Source organism: Microbacterium sp. LjRoot205 (assembly GCF_056175745.1).
The window spans coordinates 1-23,354 of sequence record NZ_JBGFFH010000014.1 but is presented as its reverse complement, the minus strand read 5'-3'; the positions used below and the strand labels follow the sequence as shown (position 1 = coordinate 23,354).

Here is a 23,354-nt window from a genome sequence, read left to right as displayed (position 1 = left end):
CCCGCGCACTGTGCCCCAAGGAGTCACGCCATGACCACGTCCGAGGAGAACCAGCCTGACCTGGATGAGAACGCTGTCGCCGAGGTGCAGCGGGTCGTCGCCGAGCAGTACGCCCAGCACATCACCGATGTCCTCGGCGAAGTGCCGCGACCGATCAACTGGCGCGCCCTGCCCCCGGACGATCTTGAGCACGAGCTCCTGGAGCTGAATGCGTGGGTCGACTGGGTCCGCCACGAGTATGGGCTGCCCGCGCAGATCATTCCGCCGATGTGGCATCGCCACCCCGAGTTGCTGTGGGAGCTCTCCGCGCTGCGTCAGCACTGGCTGTTCTGCTACGACCCGCAAGCCAAGGGCAACCAGGCCCTCGCCTGGCACCACGACTTCGCGATCGCCCGCGAGCGACTCCGCGATTGGGTTACCATCGCCGGCACCCGCCTGGACCGCGACCGCCCCACCCGCATCACTCCGTGGCCCGGCGGCGAGGCCGAGGACTGGACCGAGCAGGACACCAGCGAACGACCCGTGACTGCACGCACCGAGGACTTCCTCGCCTTCGTGGAGGCGCAAGTGCAAGCGAGGCAGCGGGAGCAGGACGCGACCATCCGGGAGATCGTCAATACGGATTGGAGCGACCGGCCATGAGCGACGGCGCGGAGCAGCTCCTGGTATCACCGCTGCTGGATAGCCGCGAGGTCGCCGCGTACCTGAAGGTGTCGGAGTCGACGCTGTCCCGGTGGCGTGCGGACCGGAAGGGACCGCCGTTCCTGCGTGTGGGAGGGATCACCCGATACCGGATCGACGCGGTCGAGGCCTGGCTGGCAGCGCTCTCGAGCGATGAGCACCGCTGAGGCCACTCCGCCCCCGATCCCGCCGATCGGTGTGAAGGTCGCCACCGACCTGGAGTACCGTCCCTCCGGCATCCGCGCCCGCGCGCGCTGGACCGACCCGCAGACCAAACAGCGGATGGTGCGCGCGCTCGTCGTTCCCGACGAGGAGGCAGCGGAGGCATTCTTCGCCGGCCTGCAGGCGTCCTCGGCGATCGGCATCGACCGACACATCACCCTCGCCGACTACCTGTCTGTCATCGGCGACCGCTGGACCCGCGGCCTAGATCTGACCTCCACCGGGGACAACTACAAGGTCGGCATGCGACTGCGGGTCATACCCGCGCTCGGGCACCTGCCGATCTCCTCGATCACCGCGGGGATGATCGATCGGACCATCGATGAGTGGGAAACGAAGCATTCAGCGTCGACGATCAAGAACAGCATCGCCCCGCTGGTGCGGGTACTGGATGAAGCCGTCCGCGACGACGTGCTCAGCAGCAATCCCGCCCGGCACCGGTCTCGCCGAAGCCTCGGCAAGACCGCAGTCACCTTGGACGAGAGGGACACCTCCCCCAGGGCGCATGCACTGCCTGACCTCGCGGCCCTAACCGCGCTGGCCGACCTCTGCGGGCAGGTGCATCAGAGCTACTCGGACTTCGTCATGCTCTGCGCGCTCTTGGCCTCTCGAGGCTCCGAGGTTGCCGGCCTCCAGGTAGGGGACGTGGACTGGGATACCAACATCGTCACGATCCGCCGGCAGACCTACCCTGGCTCCGGCGGACTTGTGACCAAGCAGACCAAGGGACGGGAAGCCCGCCCCGTCCCGATCCTGCAGGCCCTCACCCCGGTGCTGGAGCGGCTCACCGCCAACCGGGAACCAGAAGAGCGCCTCTTGAAAGGGCCACGCGGTGGTGTGCTCACGACCGCGAGCGTGCGTGACGCGACGAAATGGGATGGCCTCGTCACCGACCTCGGGCTGCCATCTCTCACCCGGCACGGGCTCCGGCACACCGGAGCGACCTGGATGGCCGACGCGGGGATCCCGCTCCACGTTCTGCAGCGCATCCTCGGCCACAAGTCGATCGAGACAACCCGCGGCTATCTGCACCCAGACAATCGGCACCTCGCCTCCGCCGCCGAGCAGGCCAACGCGTACCTCGCCGCACAGCCACAGAACGCGCCGCAGGCGCCGCGGGCGAGGCGCTCGCAGCCGACCCACCTGCGCCGGTGATTCGTTGGCAACACGGCCCCGAAAGAGGCGCTTGTGTCCCGGCGGTGTCCCGGCGCTTCACAACAGCGGCTCCGAGCAGCGCTCTCGACCTCGGTGCCAGCGAGCGACCGAGTCCGACGAAAACTCGTCGGACGAAATGACGAAGCCCTGATGAAAAGTGCTTCTCATCAGGGCTTTTCCGTCGGGATGACAGGATTTGAACCTGCGACCCCCTGACCCCCAGTCAGGTGCGCTACCAAGCTGCGCCACATCCCGTGGCTCGATATTCAGTTGTGTGGATGGGCTACCGCGCTTGACCCCCAGTCAAGTGCGCTACCAAGCTGCGCCACAGCCCGTTGTTCTGCACTCTCGCGCAGGCAACTCCCCTATCTTAGCCCCACTCTCGCGCCGTTCGCGAACCGGGTGAGCGCCGGGCGTTGCGTGGTGTCGGAGGCGCGGCGTAGCGTCACCTGCATGGCGACGATCACGACAGAGGTGGCGACGACCGCCCGGTGGGATGACGTTCAGCACGCGCTCACCGGGGGTGGTGATGGTGCCAGCTGCCAGTGCATCTGGCCGATGCTGAGCAACAAGGAGTGGAATGAGACGACCACGCCGCAGCGCGTCGAGATGCTGCGCGATGAGATCGAGGCGGGCCCTCCGCCTGGCCTGATCGCCTACGTCGATGGCGACGCAGCCGGGTGGATTCGGATCGGGCCACGCACCAAGCAGCAGCGGGTCCCGCGCACGCGCATGATCGCGGCAGCATCGGCTGAGCCTTTCGACGACGAATCGGTGTGGGCGGTCACGTGCTTCGTGGTCCGTCGCGAACACCGAGGCTCCGGCCTCAACCTCGAACTGCTGCGCGCCGCGGTCGACTTCGCGCGAAGCTCGGGAGCTCGACTCATCGAGGGGTACCCCGTCGACACCCGCGGCGAGAAGAAGCGCGCGAATGACCTGTTCCACGGCATGCTCACCACATTCCTGGCTGCAGGCTTCGAAGAGAAGGCCGAGCTGAAGCCGGGACGCACCCTCGTGGCACTGGAGCTCTCCGGGTGACGGAGGAGACAGAGCTGCCCTCATCCATGGGCAACGTCGCACGCAGAGAGCTGGCTCTGCAGGGACTCACCCGTCTCGAGCAGTTCGACGGAATGTCCGAGAGCGCACTGCTCGCGATTCACGGAGTGGGCCCGAAGGCCCTCCGCATCCTGCGCGAGCATCTCGAATCCCGCGGCTCGACTCTCAGACCGTGAGCGACCGCTACCGTGGGTGACATGAGCGACGAGAACCCGACCATCGAAGACCCCGAGCTGGGCACCCTCACGCGCGCGACGACGAAGCTGACTGATGGAACCGTGCTGACCCACGACTGGTACGCCGGCGGCACGGTCATCAACGGTGAACCCCTCGACCTCATGATCGAAGGAACCGACGCCGATGAGGCGGCCGCTCTGCTCCCCCACGTGCATGAGACGATCGCAGCCCTCGGCGTTCTTCGACGTCTGGCTACGGATGCCGTCGTGGCCGCCTTCAGCAACGTCACCCCCGAGCAGCACGAGCTCGACGACGCGGCATCCGACCTCAGCCTCGAGACGCTCGAGGCTTCAGCCGACGGCACCGTCGTGCTCCACCTCATCGATACCTGCGGCCAGCACTTCCCCGAGGGATACTGGCCCGCTGTCCACCTCGGGACCGACGGTCAGATCACCCAGGTCACCGTCGAGTCCTGAGCGCGTCTGGCGCCGTTCGATCCCGCCCTACGATGGGGAGATGCAGCGCCGCCGTCAGCTTGATCCGCTCCAGTGGGCATTCCTGCCTTGCATCGCGGTCTCGGTGACCCACGTGGTGCTGCTGGGTCTCGACAGCCCTGCGGCCGGGCCGACCAAGCTGCTTCTGATGCCCCTGCTCGCCGTGCCGGTGCTGGTGTCGCTGCCCCGGATCCGGGAGCGCGCCGCGCAGGCATTGATTCTCGTGGCGCTCGCGTTCTCATGGCTCGGTGACAGCGCGGGCGCGGTCTTTCCTCAGCGCCGGAGGTACCGCTGATGCTGATGTTCTTCGGCATCGCGCATCTCGCATACATCGCTCTTTTCATCCGTCACCTCGCTGTGCGTCGGATGCAGTGGTGGGCGCTCGTCTACGCCGGATGGTAGGTGGCGATGGTGGCTCTCGTGGGGCCCCATGCCGGTGGGCTGCTGATCGCGGTCGCCGTCTACGGACTCGTCCTCGGGGCCACAGCGGCATTCTCCACTCGGTGCCATCCGCTCATCGCGATCGGCGGTGCTTTCTTCCTCGCGAGCGACACGGTATTGGCCCTTCGTCTCTTCCTCCCCGATTCGCTCCCTGCCTGGAGCAGCCCTGCCATCATGGCCACGTACACGATAGGACAGGGCCTGATCATCGCCGGCGCCCTGATCGCACTGAGAAAGCGAGGCGCCTGATGGCCGATGCCGCACGGGTCGACAGCTGGCTCTGGGCGATCCGCGTGTACAAGACGCGCTCAGCGGCGACCACCGCATGCCGCGCAGGGCATGTGCGTGTGCGGATCGCCGGTTTCGATCGGATTCTGGTTGTCCGCCAGCTGCTCGTCAAGCGCGTCGGCGCGCCGGTCGCGGCCCTCGCCTACGAGGATCGCACACCGGAGCGCGAGCCTCAGGCCGCTCTGGGATTGCGCGATCGGGGAGCGGGGCGCCCCACCAAGCGGGAGCGACGCGACATCGACAAGCTGCGGGGCCGAGGATATGAGGATGACGGCATATTCCCTGGCTGACACCGTGTTGAGTCGAACATATCTTCTAAACTGAGAGCATGACTCAGCGCACCGATCTCGACCTCGATCTCGAGGAGCGCCGCAGGCTCCTCGACGAGTGGGTCGCCACACGGCGCCAGATCGCTGCTCTCGAAGCCAAGTCTTACGCGCTCCTCGTCGAGCGCATCAGCGTGCACGACGCCGATGTCTCCGAGAGCCCCCACCACCGCGATGCGATCTACAGGTCGATGATTGCGGAGTACTCCGCGGCAGGGCACATCCCGAAGGGCTCTGCCGAGTACGCCTTCACGGATGCCCGCACACTGACACGAGCGCTCCCCGCCGTGCATGCCACGTTCGCTGCGGGGGCCATCACCGCGCGGCACGTCCGTGAGATCGTGCGAGCAAGCGAGATCGTCGACGATGCCATCCGCGACGGACGCGTGGAGCCCGCCACGATGAGCCTCTACGAGACGGCCGTGCTGGTCGTCGCCGAGCAGGACACGGCGCAGCGGACGAAGATCCATGCCCGCCAGGTGGCGGCGGCTCTCGTCGGCGAGACCGTTGTCGAACGGCAGCGACGCTTCGCGGCCGAGCGCTGTGTGACGGTCAAGTCGGTCGACGACGGCCTGGCGGTGCTCACAGCGGTTCTTCCCGAGTGGGTCGCCGTGGCGATCTCCGATCGTCTCACGCGAATGGCACGTCACATCGCGCGCACTCGTGGCGAACGGGAGCCGATCCTCGAGTCACTCGACGACGACTGCGAGAACGCGCTCCACCTCTCCGATCTCTCCCCCGAAGACCCCCGGTACGACACCTACTTCGAGGCCGGAGTGATCGCTGCCGACGGCACCTTCGTCACCGATCCGCTCGCCGGCCTGATCGACCCTCTGACCGATCCGGCGAGTCCCGACCTCGAGCACCTTTCCGGCGATACCCGCACGTTCGATCAGATCCGCGCCGATCTGCTGTCCGATCTGCTGCTCTCCTCTGATCCGAGCGAGGCGAACGGCGCAGGGCTCGAGAACCTCTCGGCCCGCATTCAGGTCACGGTCGCTGCGAGCACCCTCGCCGGAGATGACGATCGACCCGCCGAACTCGACGGACACGGCCCACTCGATCCCGATGTCGCGCGCGGACTCGCGGGGCGTTGCACCGGATGGTCACGCCTGTTCCTCAGCAGCACCGGCCTGGTGACAGAGACCGACGCATACTCCCCCACGGAGCAGATGCGGCGCTTCCTTCGAGCACGAGATCAGCACTGCAGATTCCCCGGATGCCGGATGCCGGTGCACCGCTGCGAGATCGACCACAACCACGACCACGCTCGCGGTGGCCGAACACGCATCGACAACCTCAGTCACTTCTGCACGACGCATCATTCGCTCAAACACCCCGACATCGATGAGCGGCATCGGTGGAAGGCCCGCCAGACTCCCGATGGGAGTATCACCTGGACCAGTCCGCTCGGCCGAGATTACGTCGACCCACCTCGTCGTCGGGTGATGTTCGTCTGAACGCAGCGACGCGCTGTATCCATCAGGCCTGTTGCGGCAGCACGCCCAACAGCCAGCCGGCCGAGAGCACCTGCGCGGCGCCCGCCGCGACGACGCGGTTCTGCAGCTCGCGGTCGCTCGTGACGGCGACGACATACTGTCCCGCCCGCGATCGACGCTCGACCTCCGCGACGATCGTGTCGTCACCCGCGGCCTCAGCGCGCACAACCGAGACGCCCCCGGCGGGGAGCATCTCGGGGGCCATCGCATCTGCACCAGCACCAGCACCAGCACCAGCACCAGCAGACGGCGACGGCGACGGTGCGGAGATTCCGCGCGCCTTCCCTTCGACGATGAGTGCGACCTCCGGGAACCAGAGCGTCCCGTCGACCCCGAGATCAGACGCGGGCACGGCGACCCCGTCCAGGCGCGAAGCGATACGAGTCGCCGCGCCCGCGCGATCCTTCCACCAGCCGTCGGGCACTGAGCCGACCACGTTCGCGGCATCGACGACGAGCGCCGGGCGAAGCTCGAGCAGGGCGCGAAGAGCAGGCCATGCGTTGGCGAAACCGGGGTGCAACGGTCGCGAGTCGACCTCGTCGACCGGCACCCACTCGAGCGCCACGCTCTCGGGGTCACTGATCACCGGTTCGAACGGGCGCACCACATCGGCGATAACGGTCGTGTATGACCACACGTCGAGGTCGAGCACACTGGTGAACCGTGGCCGCACGGAGCCATCGGGCACCCCCGCCTCCTCCTGTGCCTCACGCACAGCACCCACGATCGCGCTCTCACCCTCGTGCATCGCGCCACCGGGCAGGCCCCACGTACCCCCGAAGTGGCTCCATGAGACGCGGTGCTGCAGCAGGATTCCGCGCGCGGGGTCGAAGGCGAGCAGACCGGCAGCGCCGAACCGTCCCCAGTACTTCTCCCCCGACGCGGCGACCACCCAGGCGTCACCCGGGTTCCGGGGCCCATCGGGGCGGCGGGGCTCACCTGGGGCAGGAGGTACGACAGTCACCCCTTCAGCCTGTCACAGCATCCGGGCGTCGGCATGCATCCGGGTCACACGAGGGAACAGCTGTCCACTCGTGCGACCCGGCTGCAGATCAGCGCTGACGCTTCTCGCGCACCCGCATGTTGATGACGATGGGCGTTCCGTCGAACTCGTACAGCTCGCGCAGACGACGCTGGATGAATCGACGGTAGCCGGGGTCGAGGAACCCGGTCGTGAACAGCACGAACGTCGGCGGACGAGTCGATGCCTGCGTGCCGAACAGGATGCGCGGCTGCTTGCCTCCGCGCAGCGGGTGCGGGTGCTCGGCGACCAGCTCGGCGAGGAACGCGTTGAACTTGCCCGTGGGAATGCGACGGTCCCAGTTCGTGAGCGCGGTCTCGAGCGCGGGCACCAGCTTGTCGAGGTGACGGCCGGTCTTCGCCGAGATGTTCACGCGCGGAGCCCAGGCGACGTGCGCCAGGTCCTGCTCGATCTCGCGCTCGAGGTAGCGGCGACGATCGGCGTTCTCGAGATCGTCGTCGTTCAGACGATCCCACTTGTTGAACGCGAGCACGAGCGCACGACCGGACTCGAGCACCAGGTCGATGATGCGGACGTCCTGCTCGCTGATCGACTCGGACACGTCGAGGACGACGACACCGACCTCGGCCTTCTCGAGCGCGGCTGACGTACGCAGCGAGGCGTAGAAGTCGGCACCCTGCGCCATGTGCACGCGGCGACGGATGCCGGCGGTGTCGACCAGACGCCACAGCTTGCCGCCGAGCTCGACGATCTCATCGACCGGATCGCGGGTGGTTCCTGCGAGGTCGTTGACGACCACGCGCTCTTCGCCGGCGGCCTTGTTGAGCAGCGACGACTTGCCGACGTTCGGGCGACCGAGGATCGCGACGCGACGCGGTCCGCCGATCTCCGCCTTCGCGACGGCCGAGACATCGGGGAGCGTCTTCAACAGCTCATCGAGCAGGTCGGCCACACCACGACCGTGGATGGCCGAGACGGGGTGCGGCTCGCCGAGACCGAGGTTCCACAGGGCTGCCGCTTCGGGCTCCTGACGGGCGTCATCGATCTTGTTCGCGACGAGGAAGACGGGCTTGCCGCTCTTGCGCAGCATCTTCACGACATGCTCGTCGGTCGACGTGGCGCCGACCATCGCATCGACGACGAACAGCACGACGTCGGCGAGGTCGATCGCGACCTCTGCCTGCGCGGCGACCGAGCGGTCGATGCCTCGCGCGTCGGGCTCCCAGCCTCCGGTGTCGACGAGCGAGAAGCGACGGTCGGCCCACTCGGCCTTGTACGTCACGCGGTCGCGGGTCACACCGGGGGTGTCCTCGACGACGGCCTCACGGCGTCCGAGGATGCGGTTCACGAGCGCCGACTTGCCGACGTTCGGGCGACCGACGATCGCGACGACCGGCAGTGCGGGGAAGAACTGGATGCCGTCCTCGCCCATCGTGATGCCGGCGAGCAGCGCGGCATCTTCATCGTCGAGGTCGTAGTCGGCGAGGCCCGCGCGCAGTGTCTCGGCACGCGCCTCGGCGAGCTGCTCGTCGAGCTGAGCCATCTTCTCGGCGAGCTGGTCGGGGCCGCCTTCGTATTCGTCGTCAGCCATGGTGTACTCCTCGGGTTCGTTCGATCACCGCGAGGACGGCGTCGATGGTCTGTGTGAAATCGAGCTCCGTCGAATCGACGACCTCGACGCCTTCGGCGGCGTTCAGGAAGTCGACGACGGCGCTGTCTGAAGCGTCGCGCTTGTGCAGTGCGGCCGCGACGGTCTCGGCGTTCTCGCCGGCGAGTTCGCCGGCGCGTCGTGCGGCGCGCACCTCGGGCGCAGCCGTGAGAAGGATGCGCACCGGGGCGTCCGGTGCCACCACGGTGGTGATGTCGCGCCCCTCGACGACGACAGCCGGGTAGGGCGCCTCGGCCACGAGGGTGCGGAACAGGCGGTTCACCTGGTCGCGCACCTCGGGGACGCGGGCGACGCCGCTGACGGCGCCCGAGACGGTGGGTTCGCGGATCGCGTCCGTGACGTCCACGTCGCCGACCCGCACCGTGCGATCGTCGGGGTCGAGACCGAGGCGCACAGGGAAATCCGCGACCGCGTCGAGCACCGCGGCAGCATCCGCCGTGTCGGCCCCTCGATCGAGCACGTGCCAGGCGAGAGCGCGATAGGCCGACCCCGTGTCGAGGTAGCCGAAGCCCAGAGCACGGGCGACCGCCTTGGACACACTGGACTTGCCGGAACCGGCGGGCCCATCGATCGCGATGAAGTCAGTCATTGGTGGTACCTGCAATCCGCCAGCCGCGTTCCTGGAGTCCGGTGATCGCGCCGTGCAGCGCTGCGGGCTCGACACTGATCTCGGCGAGGCCGAACTGTGCACCCGGTGAGTGTTCGAGACGAAGATCCTCGACGTTGACGCCGAGCTCTCCGAGCTCGCCGAACAGACGGCCGAGCTGGCCGGCGGTGTCGTCGATCATCACGACGAGCGACTCGAACCGCTGGTTCTGTCCGTGCTTTCCCGGGAGCCGCTCGACGCCGTCGTTTCCCTGTCGGATCGTCTCGGCGACCACGCGCCGAGCGCCGGGCGCTTCGGGCTCGCGCAGCGCGTCGGACACCTGACGGAGATCGGATGCCAGGGCGTCGAGGATCTCGACCACGGGCGCGGCGTTCGCTCCGAGGATCTGCACCCAGAGCYCAGGGGCCGATGCGGCGATGCGCGTCGTGTCGCGCACGCCCTGGCCGGAGAGACGCAGCGCGCCCTCATCCGCCTCGGCGAGCCGTCCGGCAAGAAGGCTGGCGATGACCTGCGGAACGTGCGAGGTGAGGGCGACGGAGCGGTCGTGCTCCTCCGGAGTCATCTCTAGGGGCATCGCTCCGACATCGAGAGCCAGCGCCTCGACGAGCGCGAGATCCGCTGCCTTGGTGTCGGCATCACGGCACACGACCCACGGGCGTCCGATGAACAGGTCTGCGCGAGCGGAGATCGCCCCGCCGCGCTCTCGTCCGGCGAGCGGGTGCGAGCCGATGTAGCGCGTCAGGTCGACTCCGCGCCTCTGCAGACTGTGGAAGGGCTCGAGCTTGACGCTCGCCACGTCAGTGACGACGGCGTGCGGAAAACGAGCCAGTTCGGACTCGATGACGTCTGCAGTGACGTCCGGCGGCACGGCGACCACGATCAGCACCGGCGAGTCGTCGTCGGCAGCCGAGCGACCGGCTCCGTAGTCGATCGCGAGGCGCAGTTGAGCCGGCGACGTATCGGCGAGCACCACATCGACGCCCTTGGCGCGGAGCGCATGACCGATGCTCGCACCGAGCAGACCGGCGCCGACAACACGAACGGTGCCCGAGAGCCTGGCCGCGATTCGCGGCGCGACAGAACTCCGAGCCCCCGTGGGCGCACTCGTCGTATCGGTCACTCGTTCTCCTGTTGCTCGCCTGGCGCCTCGGCGACACCGGAATCACGGCGCGACAGAGTCAAGAGTGCGCCGAGTTCGATTTTAGTCAGTTCGCGGGTCTTCCCAACCGGGAGGGTTCCCAGGTGCAGCGGACCGAACTGACGGCGCACGAGTTCGGTCACCGGGTGGCCGACGGCAGCCAGCATCCTTCTGACGATCCTGTTGCGACCGGAGTGCAGTGTCAGCTCGACGAGACTGGACCCGCGCGAGGTGTCGAGCAGCCGCGCCTTGTCTGCCGCGATCGGGCCGTCGTCCAGATCGATGCCCTTGGTGAGCTTCGAGATGGTCTGGGCTGTCACCTCGCCCTCGACCTTCGCGATGTACACCTTGGTGACACCGAAAGACGGGTGAGCGAGCACGTGCGCGAGGTCGCCGTCGTTCGTCAGGACGAGCAGACCGCTGGTCTCGGCATCGAGTCGCCCGACGTTGTAGAGGCGCTCCTCGTAGTCGTCGGTGAAGACGCGCAGGTCGGGCCGGCCGTTCTCGTCGCGAAGGCTGCTGACCACTCCGGTCGGCTTGTTCAGCATCACATACCGCTTCGTCACATCGAGCTGAACCGCGGTGCCGTCCACGTCGATGAGGTCGGTCTCCGGGTCGACGCGGCGGCCGAGCTCGGTGACGGTCTCTCCGTTCACCCGGATCCGTCCCTCGACGATGTACTGCTCGATCACGCGTCGTGAGGCCACGCCCGCCGCCGACAGCACCTTCTGCAGGCGGATGCCCTCTGGTGTCTCGAAGCCGCTCATCGGATGGTCCCTTCGTCGAAACTGAATCTGTGCATCGCGCCCGCGCGACCGGACGACTTCGGACGAGCGGGTTCCACCGAGGTCATCGGATGGTCCCTTCGTCGAAACTGACTCTGTGCATCGCGCCCGCGCGACCGGACGACTCCGGACGAGCGGGTTCCACCGAGGTCATCGGATGGTCCCTTCGTCGAAACCGTCTGCGCCGTCGTCGAGCAGAGGAGAGATCGGCGGCAGATCGTCGAGCGAGTTGATGCCCAAGTGCTGCAGGAGCGCGTCGGTGGTGCCGTAGTTGATCGCGCCGGTCTCGGAGTCCGCGAACATCTCGGTGATGAGACCTCGAGCGAGAAGAGTGCGCACGACCGAGTCGACGTTCACCGCGCGGATAGACGCCACCTGGCTGCGTGTGACCGGCTGCTTGTATGCGATCACGGCGAGCGTCTCGAGCGCCGCCTGAGAGAGTCGCGCAGGTGCCTGTCCGCCGACGAACTCCGCGACGACATCGTCGTGATCCTCGCGCACGTAGAGGCGCCATCCGCCTCCGACCTCGCGCAGTTCGAAACCACGACGCGGGCCATGCCCCTTGCCGTCGTAATCGTCGACCAGAGTCTCGATCGTCTGCCGTACTGCCGCCACCGGCGAGCCGACTGCCGCGGCGAGGGCGACGAGACCGATCGGCTCGTCGATGATCAGCAGGATCGCCTCGATGCGCTCGGACAGCGGAGACTCCCGCACGGCTGCATCGGTCGCGGATTCGGTCACGTCATCGGTCATAGTCGGCTCCCAGCGATGCGAGTGTCTCGTCCGACCAGGAGTCGGCTGCCCAGCGCAGCGTCAGCTCGCCGAGCGGTTCCAGTTGTTCGAATGAGAGGGCGGCATGCCGGTAGAGCTCCAGCACGGAGATGAACCGAGCGACGACGATCCCCGGCTCGCTCACACCCGCGACGAGCTCGCGGAAGCTCACCGACTCCGCGGCGCGAAGCAGGGTGACGACGATCGCGGCCTGTTCGCGGATGCTGACGAGCGGCGCGTGCAGATGATCGAGGCCGACATGCGGGATCTCTCTCGGCGCGAAGGCCAGAAGTGCGAGGGCGGCGAAATCGTCGACGCTGAGCGACCAGACGAGCTCTGGCGTCTTCCGCCGGTGCTTCTCGTCGAGCCTGGCCGCGCGCACATGGCGTCGGTCCTCGCGCTGCAGGCACCGGGCGAACCAGGCGGACACCTCCTTGAAGGCGCGATACTGCAGGAGGCGCGCGAAGAGAAGGTCTCGGGCCTCGAGCAGCGCGACGGCCTCGGCATCCACCAGCTCACCCTGCGGCAGGAGCCCTGCCACCTTCATGTCGAGCAGCGTCGCCGCGACCACCAGGAACTCCGAAGCCTGGTCGAGTTCCTCGTCGTCGTCGAGCTCCTTGAGGTACGCGATGAACTCGTTCGTGACTGCGCTCAGGGAGACCTCGGTGATGTCCATCTCGTGCTTCGAGATGAGGTTCAGCAGCAGATCGAACGGGCCGTCGAAGTTCGACAGTGATACGCGGAATCCGGCCTCCGAGACGGGAGCTTCTCCCGTGACCTCGGGATCGCGCTCCGCGGCGGCGTCGACAGGCCCGATGGACTCTGCGGATGAGACGGACTGAGCTGGCGAGACGGACTCTGCCGGTGTGTCTGACGGCTCGAGCTCAGGCGACAGCGCCACGGGTGACCAGCTCCCGCGCCAGCCGCAGGTAGGCCTGCGCGGCAGCGTGCTCCGGAGCGAACTCGGTGATCGGCACGCCGGAGACCGAGGCGTCGGGGAACTTGACCGTGCGACCGATCACGGTCTCCAGGACATCGTCGCCGAACGCCTCGACCACACGCTCGAGAACCTCGCGCGAGTGCAGCGTGCGCGGGTCGTACATGGTGGCGAGAAGGCCGTCCATGGTGATCGACGGGTTCAGCCGGTCCCGCACCTTGTCGATGGTCTCGATCAGGAGGGCCACGCCGCGAAGCGCGAAGAACTCGCACTCGAGCGGGATGATGACGCCATGAGCCGCAGTCAGTGCGTTCACCGTGAGCAGGCCGAGCGAAGGCTGGCAGTCGATCAGGATGACGTCGTACTCCCCCGCCACCTGACGGAGAACACGGGCGAGGATCGTCTCGCGGGCGACCTCGTTCACGAGGTGCACCTCGGCGGCGGACAGGTCGATGTTCGCGGGCATCACGTCGAGACCGTCGACCCCTGAGGGCACGATCGCCTCATGCGCGTCGCGCTTGGTGTCGAGCAGCAGGTCGTACACGGTCGGCACGTCATGTGTCTGGATGCCGAGACCGGCCGACAGCGCACCCTGGGGGTCGAAGTCGACGGCCAGCACCTTGCGGCCGTATTCAGCGAGGGCCGCAGCGAGGTTGATCGCGGTCGTCGTCTTGCCGACGCCGCCCTTCTGGTTGCACAGTGCGATGATGCGTGCGGGCCCGTGCGAGGCGAGCGGTTCAGGGGTCGCGAAGCCGTGATAGGGACGCCCGGTGGGTCCCATGGGGGTGTCGTCGTTCTTCGACGTTTTCGCCCTGGACTTCGCCGCGTTCTCAGCCACCGATTCTCCTGCTCTTTCGTGCTCGGTCGAGTCTACCGATCGCCTGGCGGGATCACTGCCTCAGCCCCGGCGATCCCGCGATTTTCGCCGCGGCGCCGCGATCTCAGCGGGCGCGCGGATGAGAAGTGGCGTAGATGTCCCGCAGGGTGTCGACCGATACGTGCGTGTAGATCTGCGTCGTCGCTACCGAGGCGTGTCCGAGCAGCTCCTGCACGACGCGCACGTCGGCACCGCCCTGCAGCAGGTGCGTCGCGAACGAGTGCCTCAGCGTGTGCGGCGACACCTCTGCGGTGATGTGCGCGTGCTCCGCGGCCGCGCGGATGACGAGCCATGCGCTCTGCCGTGACAGCGGGGCACCTCGAGCACCGAGGAAGAGCCGGGCCGATGCCCGCCCCTTCGCCGCGAGACCTGGGCGGACGCGGGTGAGATACGCATCCACCGCGTCGCGGGCGAAAGAGCCGATCGGCACGATGCGCTCCTTCGACCCCTTGCCCCGTAGGCGCAGCACGTCGCCGTGAGCGAGGTCGTCGACGTCGAGTCCGACCGCCTCGGACACCCGGGCGCCGGTCGCATAGAGCAGTTCGAGCAGAGCCCTGTCGCGGATCCCTATCGGCTCTTCGGCACTGGGCGCGCCGAGCAGGCGCTCGACCTGGTCGATCGTCAGAGCCTTGGGGAGGCGACGAGGGGCCTTGGGCGGACGAAGACGCCCGCTCGGATCATCCTGTTCGATGCCTTCGCGCGCCAGGAAGCGGTGCCACCCGCGCACCGACGACTGCAGTCGCGCGAGACTGGTCGCAGCGGGGGCGGGTTCGGCACCCGATCGATCGGCGATGAACCGCCCGACGACGGCCGCGCTGATCTGCGCCGTGTCGGTGACCCCGTCGGCTTCCAGCCACTCGAGGTAGCCACCGAGATCGCGGCGATAGGCGGCGATCGTATGCCCGCTGAGACCGCGCTCGATCGTGACGTGGCGCAGATACGTGTCCAGCGCACGGTCGAGCTGCATCCTCAGCTCCGGTCGCGCAGCCTCTGGGCGGCGGCGAGCACGCCGATGCCGAGGATGCCGTTGCGCATCCGCCCGTCGAGAACCGCCGCGACCGCCGCGTCGAGCGGGACCCACTCGACGCGGATGTCGGCCTCTTCGTCCTCGCGCGCATGCGCGTCCTGCGCCGCCGAGACGCCGCTCGCGAGGAAGACGTGGATGAGCTCGTCGTTTCCGCCAGGGGTCGTCCACGACGAGACGAGCGGCTCCCAGTGCGCAGCGACCAGGTCGGCCTCTTCGGCGAGCTCGCGTCGAGCGGCCTCGAGCGGCTCCTCCCCTGCGACATCGAGCAGACCGGCGGGAAGCTCCCAGTCACGGTGACGGATCGGATGCCGGTACTGCTGGATCAGCAGCACCCGCCCCGCGTCATCCAGGGCGACGATCGCGACGGCGCCCGTGTGCGCGACATACTGACGGCGGATCTCTCCGTCGCCGTAGCGCACCCGGTCGTCGCGGACGTTCCAGACGGCGCCCTCGTACGCGAGATCGCTGCGGAGCACTTCAGGTTCGAAGGGCTCGTCGCGCAGGTCGTCGAATTCAGGCATCGGCTTCGACGAACTCAGGCATCGGCTTCGACGTCGAACAGCTCACTCGAGCGGTGACGCTCGATCGCGGCTCCGACCAGTCCGCGGAACAGCGGGTGCGGGGCGGTCGGACGCGAGCGGAGTTCCGGGTGCGCCTGCGTCGCGATGTAGTACGGGTGCACATCGCGCGGCAGCTCGACGTACTCGACCAGATCGAGCTCGGGGTTCAGGCCCGAGAACACGAGACCGGCCTCGGAGAGCCGAGCACGGTAGGCGTTGTTGACCTCGTAGCGGTGACGGTGGCGCTCCGATGCCTCGGGCGCGCCGTACAGCTCGCGCGCCAGGGATCCCTCGGCGAGTGCTGCCTGGTACAGCCCCAGACGCATGGTGCCGCCGAGGTCGCCACCGTCGAGGATCTCGACCTGCTCGGCCATCGTGGCGATGACGGGCTCGGTGGTCTGCGGGTCGAACTCGCTCGATGATGCCTCGGTGATGCCGGCGACATCGCGGGCGTACTCGATGACCATGCACTGCAGGCCGAGGCAGAGGCCGAGGGTCGGGATGCCCTGCTCGCGCGCGAACTTCAGCGCGCCCAGCTTGCCCTCGATGCCGCGGATGCCGAAGCCACCGGGAACGCAGATGCCGTCGAGCTCGCCGAGCTGCTCCTTCGCACCCTCAGGGGTCTCACAGCGGTCGGACGGGATCCAGCGGATGTTGACCTTGGTCTCCTGTGCGAAGCCGCCGGCCTTGAGCGCCTCCGTCACGGAGAGGTAGGCGTCGGGCAGGTCGATGTACTTGCCGACCAGACCGATGGTCACCTCGTGCTTGGGGTTGTGCACGGCGTGCAGCACCTTGCTCCAGCGCGTCCAGTCGACCTCTTCTGCGGCCTTCTGGTCGAGACCGAGGCGGCGCACGATGTACGAGTCGAGGCCCTGGTCGTTGAGCGTCGACGGGATGTCGTAGATGCTCGGCAGGTCGACCGTGTTGATGACACCCTCGGCGTCGACGTCGCACATGAGAGCGATCTTGTTGCGGTTGCTCTCGCTGACCGGACGATCGCTGCGCAGCACGAGCGCGTCGGGCTGGATGCCGACCTGGCGGAGGGCGGCGACGGAGTGCTGCGTCGGCTTGGTCTTCTGCTCGCCGGACGCCCCCATGAACGGGACGAGAGACACGTGCACGAAGAAGACGCTGTCGCGGCCGAGCTCGTGACGCAGCTGGCGTGCCGACTCGAGGAACGGCTGCGATTCGATGTCGCCGACCGTGCCGCCGACCTCGGTGATGATCACGTCAGGACGCGGGTCCTCGGTCGCCTGCAGACGCATGCGGCGCTTGATCTCGTCGGTGATGTGCGGGATGACCTGCACGGTGTCGCCGAGGTACTCGCCGCGGCGCTCGCGGGCGATCACCTGCGAGTAGATCTGGCCGGTCGTGACGTTGGCTGCCTCAGACAGGTTGATGTCGAGGAAGCGCTCGTAGTGCCCGATGTCGAGGTCTGTCTCGGCGCCGTCGTCCGTGACGAAGACCTCGCCGTGCTGGAACGGGTTCATTGTGCCCGGATCGACGTTCAGATACGGGTCGAGCTTCTGCATCACGACGCGGAGTCCGCGGGCCGTGAGGAGGTTGCCTAGGCTTGCGGCAGTGAGCCCTTTACCCAAAGACGAAACGACACCACCCGTCACAAAGATGTGCTTGGTCGTGTCGTTCTTGGGCCCCGCAGAAGAAGAGTTCATCACGGGCTTCGATCCTATCAGGAGGTGGGGGTGCCGAGGCTGAGAAGTTCTCGGGCGTGGGTGATCGCGGCATCCGAATCGGTCAATCCGGACAGCAGTCGAGCCATCTCGGCCTCGCGCTCCTGACCCTCGAGACGTCGGACACTCGATGCGGTGACTGCTCCGTCGTTGGATTTGACGACCGAGAGATGGTTGGTGGCGAACGCGGCGACCTGAGCCAGATGAGTGACTGCGATCACCTGCGACTTCTCTGCAAGTCGGGCGAGTCGGCGGCCGACCTCGATGGCTGCCGCACCGCCGATGCCGGCATCGACCTCGTCGAACACGAAGGTGGGCACGGGGTCTGTTCCGGCGATGACGACCTCGATCGCGAGCATGACCCGCGAGAGCTCGCCACCCGACGCCCCCTTGCCGACGGATCGAGGTTCGGCTCCCGGGTGCGGGGCGAGCAGGATCGCGACATCGTCACGACCGTGAGCGCTCTCCGTGCCCGGTGTCACCGAGACCTCGAGGGTCGCGTCGGGCATCGCGAGGGCATGCAGCTCCTCGCTCACGGCGACTCCGAGACGCGCGGCGGCCTCGGTGCGCTCCGCCGTCAGGGCCTCAGCACGTGCATCGAGATCTGCGCGGGCGGCATCGCGCTCGGCTTCGAGGCGATCGAGCCGCTCGCCGTCGTCGTCGAGCTCAGCGAGCCGCGTCGACCCCGTCTGCCAGAGCTCGAGAGCCTCGTCCAGCGAACCGTGCGCACGAATGAGCGTGCCCAGAGCTGCGCGGCGCTCTTCGACAGCTGCCAGCTCGTGCGGTCCTGTCTCATCGAGGTCGGCGAGGTATGCCGAGAGCTGCCCCGCGACATCGGCGATGCGGTAGCCGATATCGGCGAGGGCGGCCGAGATGTCGGTGAGCGCGGCGTCGGAGACGCGCTCGAGCGCGCGACGCGCTTCGGCGATCAGAGCCGATGCATCCGGTTCGCCTTCTTCGCTCGAGAGCGCGCTGTGCGCGAGTGACGCGGCGAGGCGCAGCTCCTCGGCGTTCGCCAGGCGTTCTGCCCGTGCGGACAGCTCGACGTCCTCCCCGGGTTCGGGGGCAGCGGCTTCGATGAGTGCCAGCGCTTCACGGAGACGCGATGCCTCTTCGGCACGGCGGTCGCGGTTCTCTGTGATGTCGGCGATCTCGGCGTCCAGCTCGCGCCACCGGGCGAACGACGATGCGTAGGCGTCCAGCGCCTCGGCGATCGGCGCACCTCCGAAGCGGTCGAGGGCATCGCGCTGCGCCGCGGAGGAGCGCAACCTCAGCTGCTCGGACTGGCCGTGCACGACGACCAGCTCCTCGGCCAGAGCCGACAGCACTCCCGCCGGCGCCGCGCGTCCGCCGACGCTCGCGCGACTGCGGCCCTCGGCACTCAGCGTGCGGGAGACGTACAGCTCGGCGACACCGGACCCCGCAGGCTCCAGCTCTCCACCGGCATCCGTGACGATGTCGGCGACGTCGCCCGTCTCAGGCACGATCCACACGCCGGCGACGGATGCCTGGGCTGCACCCGCTCGAACGGCTCCGGAGTCGGCGCGCTGCCCGAGCAGCAGGCCGAGGCCGGTCACGACCATCGTCTTGCCCGCACCGGTCTCACCCGTGATCGCGGTGAATCCGGCGCCGAGGGGCAGCACGGCGTCGGCGATCACGCCGAGCCCCTGCATCCGCATCTCCTCGATCACGAGGCCGCCCCCTGTCCGCGCCATCCGGCGACCGGCAGCTGGAACTTGCGCACCAGACGGTTGGTGAACTCGGTGGGATGCAGGCGCGCGAGGCGCACCGGACGCGAGGACTTGCGCACCACGACCCGTGCGCCAGGAGGCAGGTCGTGGGAGCGGCGGCCGTCGCACCAGAGGATGCCGGCACCAGAGGTGCCCTCGAGCATCTCGATGGCCACGGCAGCGTCGGGGCTGACGACGAGAGGCTTGGCGAACAGAGCGTGAGCCGACAGGGGCACGACCGCGATGGCTTCGACGCTGGGCCAGATGACCGGCCCGCCCGCCGAGAAGTTGTAGGCCGTCGACCCGGTCGGCGTGGACACGACCATGCCGTCGCAGCCGAAGCTCGACAGGGGCAGACCGTCGATCTCGAGCACGACCTCGATCATGCGCTCGCGGCTGGCCTTCTCGACCGTGGCCTCGTTGAGCGCGAAGGTCTCGTACACGACGGCGCCGTCGACGTCTTTGACGCGCACCGACAGCGCCAGGCGCTCTTCCACCTCGTAGTCGCGATCGATGACGCGTCGCACAGCGGCATCCATGTCGTCTCGATCGATCTCGGCGAGGAATCCGACGTGTCCCATGTTGATGCCGAGCACGGGTGCCGAGCAGCCGCGCACCAGTTCGGCGGCGCGCAGGATCGTGCCGTCTCCCCCGAGGACGATCGCGAGTTCGAGCTCGTCCTGCTGCACGGTCTCGCCGAGGATGTCGACGTCAGCGAAGTGCGGGTCGACCGCTCTCAGGTCACCGCTCTCATCGGGCGGGAGTACAGGCCGCGCACCGGCACCGCGGAGTTCGTCGATCACCTTGCGGGCCGCCTCGACAGTGGCCTCCCGGCCGGCATGGGCGACGACCAGGATGTTGCGCTCGTTCATCGTCTCCCTGCCAGTGCGTTGATGCGGTCTGACCATTCTGACGGATCGCTGCCTCGCGCCGGCGCGAGGTGCAGGAGATACTCCGAGTTGCCGTGCGTTCCGAGGATCGGCGAGGGCAGGATGCCGAGCATGCCCAGGCCGGCATCCCAGGCGCTCCAAGCCGTTCGTGCGACGGCATCCGCGCGCGTGGCCGGGTCGGTGACGAGTCCGCCGCGCACCGCGGTACGACCGACTTCGAACTGCGGCTTCACGAGCAGGACGATGTCTGCGCCGGCAGCGGCGACCCCCGCGACAGCGGGCAGCACGTGCTCGAGGGAGATGAAGGACAGGTCGCCGACGATGAGGTCGGGAGCGTCCGCTTCGCCCGTGACCTCGTGGAGATTCCCGGGAGTCATGTGACGGACGTTGTAGCCCTCGACGACCACGACGCCGGTGTCGGATGCCACGGCGGCGGCCATCTGGTCGTGGCCCACGTCGACGGCGAGCACGCGCCGCGCTCCGCGCTCACGAAGCACCTGGGTGAAGCCGCCGGTGGAGGCGCCCATATCGAGCGCGAGGCGGCCGTCGGCAGAGATGCCGAATCCGTCGAGAGCGGCGATCAGCTTGTGCGCCCCACGACCGACGTAATGATCGGCGCCGGCGACAGTGATCTCCGCCGTGTCTGCGACAGGGGTCGAGGCCTTCACCACGGCGCGGCCGTCGATGCTCACGAGACCGTCGGCGATGAGCGTGGCAGCATGCGTGCGCGAACGAGCGAGTCCTCGTGCGGCGAGGGCGGCATCGAGTCGCGTCATCGGGAGCCCGGCGCGTCGCGCTGGTCGAGCTTCGCGCCGCTGTCGAGGCGGCGCGACAGCTCTTCGTGAAGCCCGGAGTACGCGTCTGCTCTGGCAGCGAGAGGCTGCCCCTCGATCAGGCGCAGGCGACTCCACAGACCGTCGGTCGGTGCATTCGTCGTCTCATCACTCACGCCTCTACTGTACGCGGCGGCGCCGACACGTCGGCGGAGCCACGGCGGCGCGAGGCGTCGGTCAGGGCCGGTGGAACGGGTCGTCGTAGAGACGCTCGGGCACGCGCAGCACGAATACCGGTGTCCCGGAGGCCCAGATCGCAGATGCGCCTGCCCGAAGCAGATCGATCTGCGACTCGCCCTCGGCGATGATCTCGACGTCGGCACCGACGACCCGCACGGATGCGCCGTTGACCGAGTGGACGCCGTCTTTCGACGTGACCTCCGGGTACGGCTGGTGCAGTTCGCGCAGGTCACTGAGGATGTACGTCGGACGCGACCCCTCCGGCGCGGCGAGTACGTGCTTCGGTCGGTCGATGCCGGTGAGCACGAGCGCGGAGTCGATGCCCGCGCGGACGGCTCCGAGGATGTCCGTGTCGAGACGGTCGCCGATGAACAGCGGCTTCTTCGCACCGAAGCGCTCTGTGGCCTCTTCGAAGATCGGCGTCTCAGGCTTGCCGGCGACGGTCGCGAGCCGACCGATCGCCGTGTGCACGGCAGACACGAGCGTGCCGTTGCCCGGGGCGACGCCGCGCTCGCGCGGGATCGTCCAGTCGGTGTTGGTGGCGATCCACGGGATGCCGCCATCCTCCTCGGGAACCTTCAGCGCGAACGCCGCCTCGGCGAGATCCGTCCACGCGACCTCGGGGGCGAAGCCCTGCACGACCGCATCCGGAGCATCCTCGGCGCTGCGAGTGACGGTGTAGCCCGCCTTCTCCGCCTCGTCGACGAGTCCCGCTCCGCCCACGATCAGAAGCGTGGCGGGTGGCGGGACGATTCCGGCGAGGAGCCGCATCGCAGCCTGCGGGCTGGTGATCACATCAGCGGGCGCGACGTCGAGGCCCAGGCTGCTCAGGTGCTCGGCGACCGACGCGTCTGTGCGAGATGCGTTGTTCGTGATGTACCCGAGCCGAGCAGTCGTCGCGGCGGCGTTGAGGCTCTCCACCGCATGCGGCAGAGCGCCCGGCCCCGCGTAGACGACGCCATCCAGATCCGCGAGCACGGCGTCCACGCCGTCGAGCGGGGTCCGCAGCGCAGGCTTCTTGGAGAACAGCCCCACTACGCCTCCTTCGACGAATCGGATGCTGTGAAGCCCTCGGCGGTCTCGTCGGCGCCATCGTCAGTGCCGGCAGCCGCGTCGCCTTCGCCGAGGAGCTCGCGGACCTCGTCGTCGATGGACGGCTCGGGCTCGACGTCGTGAACGTCAGAGTCGTGAGCGTCAGAGTCGTCAGCGTCAGCGTCAGCGTCAGCGTCAGCGTCAGCGTCAGCGTCAGCGTGGTCGTCGTCGAACTCGCCTTCGATCAGGCCGTCCTCGATGATGATCTCCTCGTCGCCGGCCTCGTCGACGCCGAGCGCCTGGGCGGCGACCTCTGCGCGGTGGGCCCAGAACTCGGCTTCGTCAGTTCGTCCGAGGTCCTCGAGCACTGCTGCACGAGCGGCGAACAGCGCAGGGCTCCACTCGAACGCACGGTCGGGGTCGAGCTCGGGAATCTCGAGTTCGCCGAGCGCGAGCTCGAGGTCCCCCTGATCCAGGCGTGCACCCGACATCGCGATCGCCAGAGAGACGCGAACGGGCGTGCTGAGGGCAGCCCGGTCGACGGCGCGACCGGTCTCGAGGGCGCGGTCGGGGCGTCCGATGCCCCTCTCGCTGTCGACCATCAGCGCGATCTGGTCGTCCTTGCCGGAGATGCGACGATACGTCCGCAGCTCGCGAAGAGCCAGAGCGAAGTCCTCAGTGGCGTATGCAGTGATACCGAGCGTTTCGCGGACGATCGCGATACGGCCGGCGCGGCGAGACGCGGCGAGAGCGTGCTCGTGCGCACGGGCCGGATCCTCGTCGATGAGCTGAGATGCCATGGCAAGGTGACGCGCGACCAGTTCGGCGTTCTCCTTGCTGAGAGTCTTCAACTCGTTGCGAGCAGAGGTGTGCAGGTCACGGGCTGTGACCTCATCCGGGATGTGCGGGTCGTTGAAACGCGGCCGATCACCGTCTGCCTGAATCGGACGTTCGCGGCCCGCTCCCCCACGCTGCGGGTAGGAACGCGACGAGTCACGTTCCTGTCCGGCGTCGCGGTTGTATCCACCGGAGCGCGGTGCGCCACCCTCACGGTTGTAGCCACCGGAACGAGGTGCGTCGTTGTCGCGGCGCGGTGCGCCACCGTCACGGTTATAACCGCCCGACCGAGGTGCGCCACCGTCGCGGTTGTACCCGCCCGAACGAGGCGCACCGCCATCGCGGTTGTATCCACCGGAGCGAGGAGCGCCACCGTCACGGTTGTACCCGCCCGAACGAGGAGCGCCACCGTCGCGGTTGTATCCACCGGAACGAGGTGCGTCGTTGTCGCGGCGCGGGGCGCCACCGT

The 23,354-nt window shown here is 68.1% G+C and carries 26 protein-coding genes, 1 tRNA gene and 1 pseudogene; 10 read left to right on the top strand and 18 right to left on the bottom strand.

Annotated elements, in window-relative coordinates; translation table 11 throughout:
- Positions 1–30: 30 nt before the first annotated feature.
- From AC04ME_RS18750 to AC04ME_RS18740, 3 genes are read left to right on the top strand one after another with little or no spacing between them, the layout of a single operon-like run.
- Positions 31–642 carry a hypothetical protein gene (locus tag AC04ME_RS18750; protein ID WP_087132348.1) on the top strand — a complete coding sequence of 204 codons (612 nt, stop codon included), beginning with the start codon at positions 31–33 and terminating at the stop codon, positions 640–642.
- Complete coding sequence (locus tag AC04ME_RS18745) at positions 639–848, top strand: helix-turn-helix transcriptional regulator (protein WP_087132347.1); 210 nt, start codon at positions 639–641, stop codon at positions 846–848. Before AC04ME_RS18750 ends, AC04ME_RS18745 begins: the two co-directional genes overlap by 4 nt.
- A gap of 31 nt (positions 849–879) precedes the next feature.
- Complete coding sequence (locus AC04ME_RS18740) at positions 880–2,058, top strand: tyrosine-type recombinase/integrase (protein WP_475436542.1); 1,179 nt, start codon at positions 880–882, stop codon at positions 2,056–2,058.
- A 181-nt stretch (positions 2,059–2,239) separates the two neighbouring features.
- Here AC04ME_RS18740 and AC04ME_RS18735 read toward each other — a convergent pair.
- A tRNA-Pro gene (locus AC04ME_RS18735) sits at positions 2,240–2,313 on the bottom strand.
- 198 nt (positions 2,314–2,511) lie between these two features.
- Between AC04ME_RS18735 and AC04ME_RS18730 the strand changes: the two genes are divergently transcribed.
- The 7 genes from AC04ME_RS18730 (at position 2,512) to AC04ME_RS18700 (ending at position 6,300) form a co-directional block, all read left to right on the top strand.
- Positions 2,512–3,096 carry a GNAT family N-acetyltransferase gene (locus tag AC04ME_RS18730; RefSeq protein ID WP_475436540.1) on the top strand — a complete coding sequence of 195 codons (585 nt, stop codon included), beginning with the start codon at positions 2,512–2,514 and terminating at the stop codon, positions 3,094–3,096.
- Positions 3,093–3,290 (top strand): helix-hairpin-helix domain-containing protein, encoded by a 198-nt coding sequence (locus AC04ME_RS18725; protein ID WP_079113157.1) that lies wholly within the window; start codon positions 3,093–3,095, stop codon positions 3,288–3,290. Before AC04ME_RS18730 ends, AC04ME_RS18725 begins: the two co-directional genes overlap by 4 nt.
- A gap of 21 nt (positions 3,291–3,311) precedes the next feature.
- Positions 3,312–3,767, top strand: coding sequence for a hypothetical protein (locus AC04ME_RS18720; RefSeq protein ID WP_079113158.1), 456 nt, complete (start codon positions 3,312–3,314; stop codon positions 3,765–3,767).
- Between the two features lie 40 nt (positions 3,768–3,807).
- Complete coding sequence (locus AC04ME_RS18715) at positions 3,808–4,080, top strand: hypothetical protein (RefSeq protein WP_475436538.1); 273 nt, start codon at positions 3,808–3,810, stop codon at positions 4,078–4,080.
- A gap of 113 nt (positions 4,081–4,193) precedes the next feature.
- On the top strand, positions 4,194–4,475 hold the full coding sequence (locus tag AC04ME_RS18710; RefSeq protein WP_475436545.1) for a lysoplasmalogenase family protein: 282 nt from the start codon (positions 4,194–4,196) through the stop codon (positions 4,473–4,475).
- Complete coding sequence (locus AC04ME_RS18705; RefSeq protein ID WP_475436536.1) at positions 4,475–4,804, top strand: RNA-binding S4 domain-containing protein; 330 nt, start codon at positions 4,475–4,477, stop codon at positions 4,802–4,804. Before AC04ME_RS18710 ends, AC04ME_RS18705 begins: the two co-directional genes overlap by 1 nt.
- A gap of 38 nt (positions 4,805–4,842) precedes the next feature.
- Positions 4,843–6,300, top strand: a complete 1,458-nt coding sequence (locus AC04ME_RS18700) for an HNH endonuclease signature motif containing protein (RefSeq protein WP_475436534.1) — start codon at positions 4,843–4,845, stop codon at positions 6,298–6,300.
- Between the two features lie 22 nt (positions 6,301–6,322).
- On the opposite strand, the gene AC04ME_RS18695 is transcribed toward AC04ME_RS18700, so the two are convergent.
- The 17 genes and pseudogenes from AC04ME_RS18695 to AC04ME_RS18615 all read right to left on the bottom strand — a co-directional run.
- Complete coding sequence (locus AC04ME_RS18695) at positions 6,323–7,303, bottom strand: NUDIX domain-containing protein (RefSeq protein WP_475436532.1); 981 nt, start codon at positions 7,301–7,303, stop codon at positions 6,323–6,325.
- Positions 7,304–7,391: 88 nt separating this feature from the next.
- Entirely contained in the window at positions 7,392–8,912 is a 1,521-nt protein-coding gene (der, locus tag AC04ME_RS18690) for a ribosome biogenesis GTPase Der (protein ID WP_042541643.1), read from the bottom strand.
- On the bottom strand, positions 8,905–9,579 hold the full coding sequence (gene cmk, locus AC04ME_RS18685) for a (d)CMP kinase (RefSeq protein WP_079113163.1): 675 nt from the start codon (positions 9,577–9,579) through the stop codon (positions 8,905–8,907). The genes der and cmk overlap by 8 nt, the downstream gene beginning before the upstream one ends.
- Positions 9,572–10,717: a prephenate dehydrogenase gene (locus AC04ME_RS18680; protein WP_475436530.1), complete on the bottom strand. Its 1,146-nt coding sequence runs from the start codon at positions 10,715–10,717 to the stop codon at positions 9,572–9,574. Before AC04ME_RS18680 ends, cmk begins: the two co-directional genes overlap by 8 nt.
- A complete protein-coding gene (locus AC04ME_RS18675; protein WP_042541645.1) occupies positions 10,714–11,502 on the bottom strand; it encodes a pseudouridine synthase in 789 nt (262 codons plus the stop codon). Before AC04ME_RS18675 ends, AC04ME_RS18680 begins: the two co-directional genes overlap by 4 nt.
- A gap of 168 nt (positions 11,503–11,670) precedes the next feature.
- Positions 11,671–12,273 (bottom strand): SMC-Scp complex subunit ScpB, encoded by a 603-nt coding sequence (gene scpB, locus AC04ME_RS18670; RefSeq protein ID WP_475436528.1) that lies wholly within the window; start codon positions 12,271–12,273, stop codon positions 11,671–11,673.
- Complete coding sequence (locus AC04ME_RS18665; protein WP_396654559.1) at positions 12,263–13,108, bottom strand: segregation and condensation protein A; 846 nt, start codon at positions 13,106–13,108, stop codon at positions 12,263–12,265. The genes scpB and AC04ME_RS18665 overlap by 11 nt, the downstream gene beginning before the upstream one ends.
- 67 nt (positions 13,109–13,175) lie before the next feature.
- Complete coding sequence (locus tag AC04ME_RS18660; protein WP_042541658.1) at positions 13,176–14,009, bottom strand: ParA family protein; 834 nt, start codon at positions 14,007–14,009, stop codon at positions 13,176–13,178.
- Positions 14,010–14,169: 160 nt separating this feature from the next.
- A complete protein-coding gene (gene xerD, locus AC04ME_RS18655) occupies positions 14,170–15,072 on the bottom strand; it encodes a site-specific tyrosine recombinase XerD (RefSeq protein ID WP_475436526.1) in 903 nt (300 codons plus the stop codon).
- Positions 15,073–15,074: 2 nt separating this feature from the next.
- Positions 15,075–15,653, bottom strand: a complete 579-nt coding sequence (locus AC04ME_RS18650; RefSeq protein ID WP_042541648.1) for an NUDIX domain-containing protein — start codon at positions 15,651–15,653, stop codon at positions 15,075–15,077.
- A 14-nt stretch (positions 15,654–15,667) separates the two neighbouring features.
- On the bottom strand, positions 15,668–17,365 hold the full coding sequence (locus tag AC04ME_RS18645) for a CTP synthase (RefSeq protein ID WP_042541649.1): 1,698 nt from the start codon (positions 17,363–17,365) through the stop codon (positions 15,668–15,670).
- 17 nt (positions 17,366–17,382) lie between these two features.
- A complete protein-coding gene (recN, locus tag AC04ME_RS18640; RefSeq protein WP_475436524.1) occupies positions 17,383–19,098 on the bottom strand; it encodes a DNA repair protein RecN in 1,716 nt (571 codons plus the stop codon).
- Positions 19,071–19,985, bottom strand: a complete 915-nt coding sequence (locus AC04ME_RS18635; RefSeq protein ID WP_042541651.1) for an NAD kinase — start codon at positions 19,983–19,985, stop codon at positions 19,071–19,073. Before AC04ME_RS18635 ends, recN begins: the two co-directional genes overlap by 28 nt.
- Positions 19,982–20,779 (bottom strand): TlyA family RNA methyltransferase, encoded by a 798-nt coding sequence (locus AC04ME_RS18630; protein ID WP_475436522.1) that lies wholly within the window; start codon positions 20,777–20,779, stop codon positions 19,982–19,984. The genes AC04ME_RS18635 and AC04ME_RS18630 overlap by 4 nt, the downstream gene beginning before the upstream one ends.
- Positions 20,776–20,952 (bottom strand): hypothetical protein, encoded by a 177-nt coding sequence (locus AC04ME_RS18625; RefSeq protein WP_164481691.1) that lies wholly within the window; start codon positions 20,950–20,952, stop codon positions 20,776–20,778. Before AC04ME_RS18625 ends, AC04ME_RS18630 begins: the two co-directional genes overlap by 4 nt.
- Positions 20,953–21,013: 61 nt before the next feature.
- Complete coding sequence (locus tag AC04ME_RS18620; RefSeq protein WP_042541653.1) at positions 21,014–22,051, bottom strand: HAD-IIA family hydrolase; 1,038 nt, start codon at positions 22,049–22,051, stop codon at positions 21,014–21,016.
- Positions 22,051–23,354, bottom strand: a pseudogene (locus AC04ME_RS18615) (primosomal protein); the annotation flags it as partial. The pseudogene AC04ME_RS18615 and the gene AC04ME_RS18620, both read right to left, overlap by 1 nt.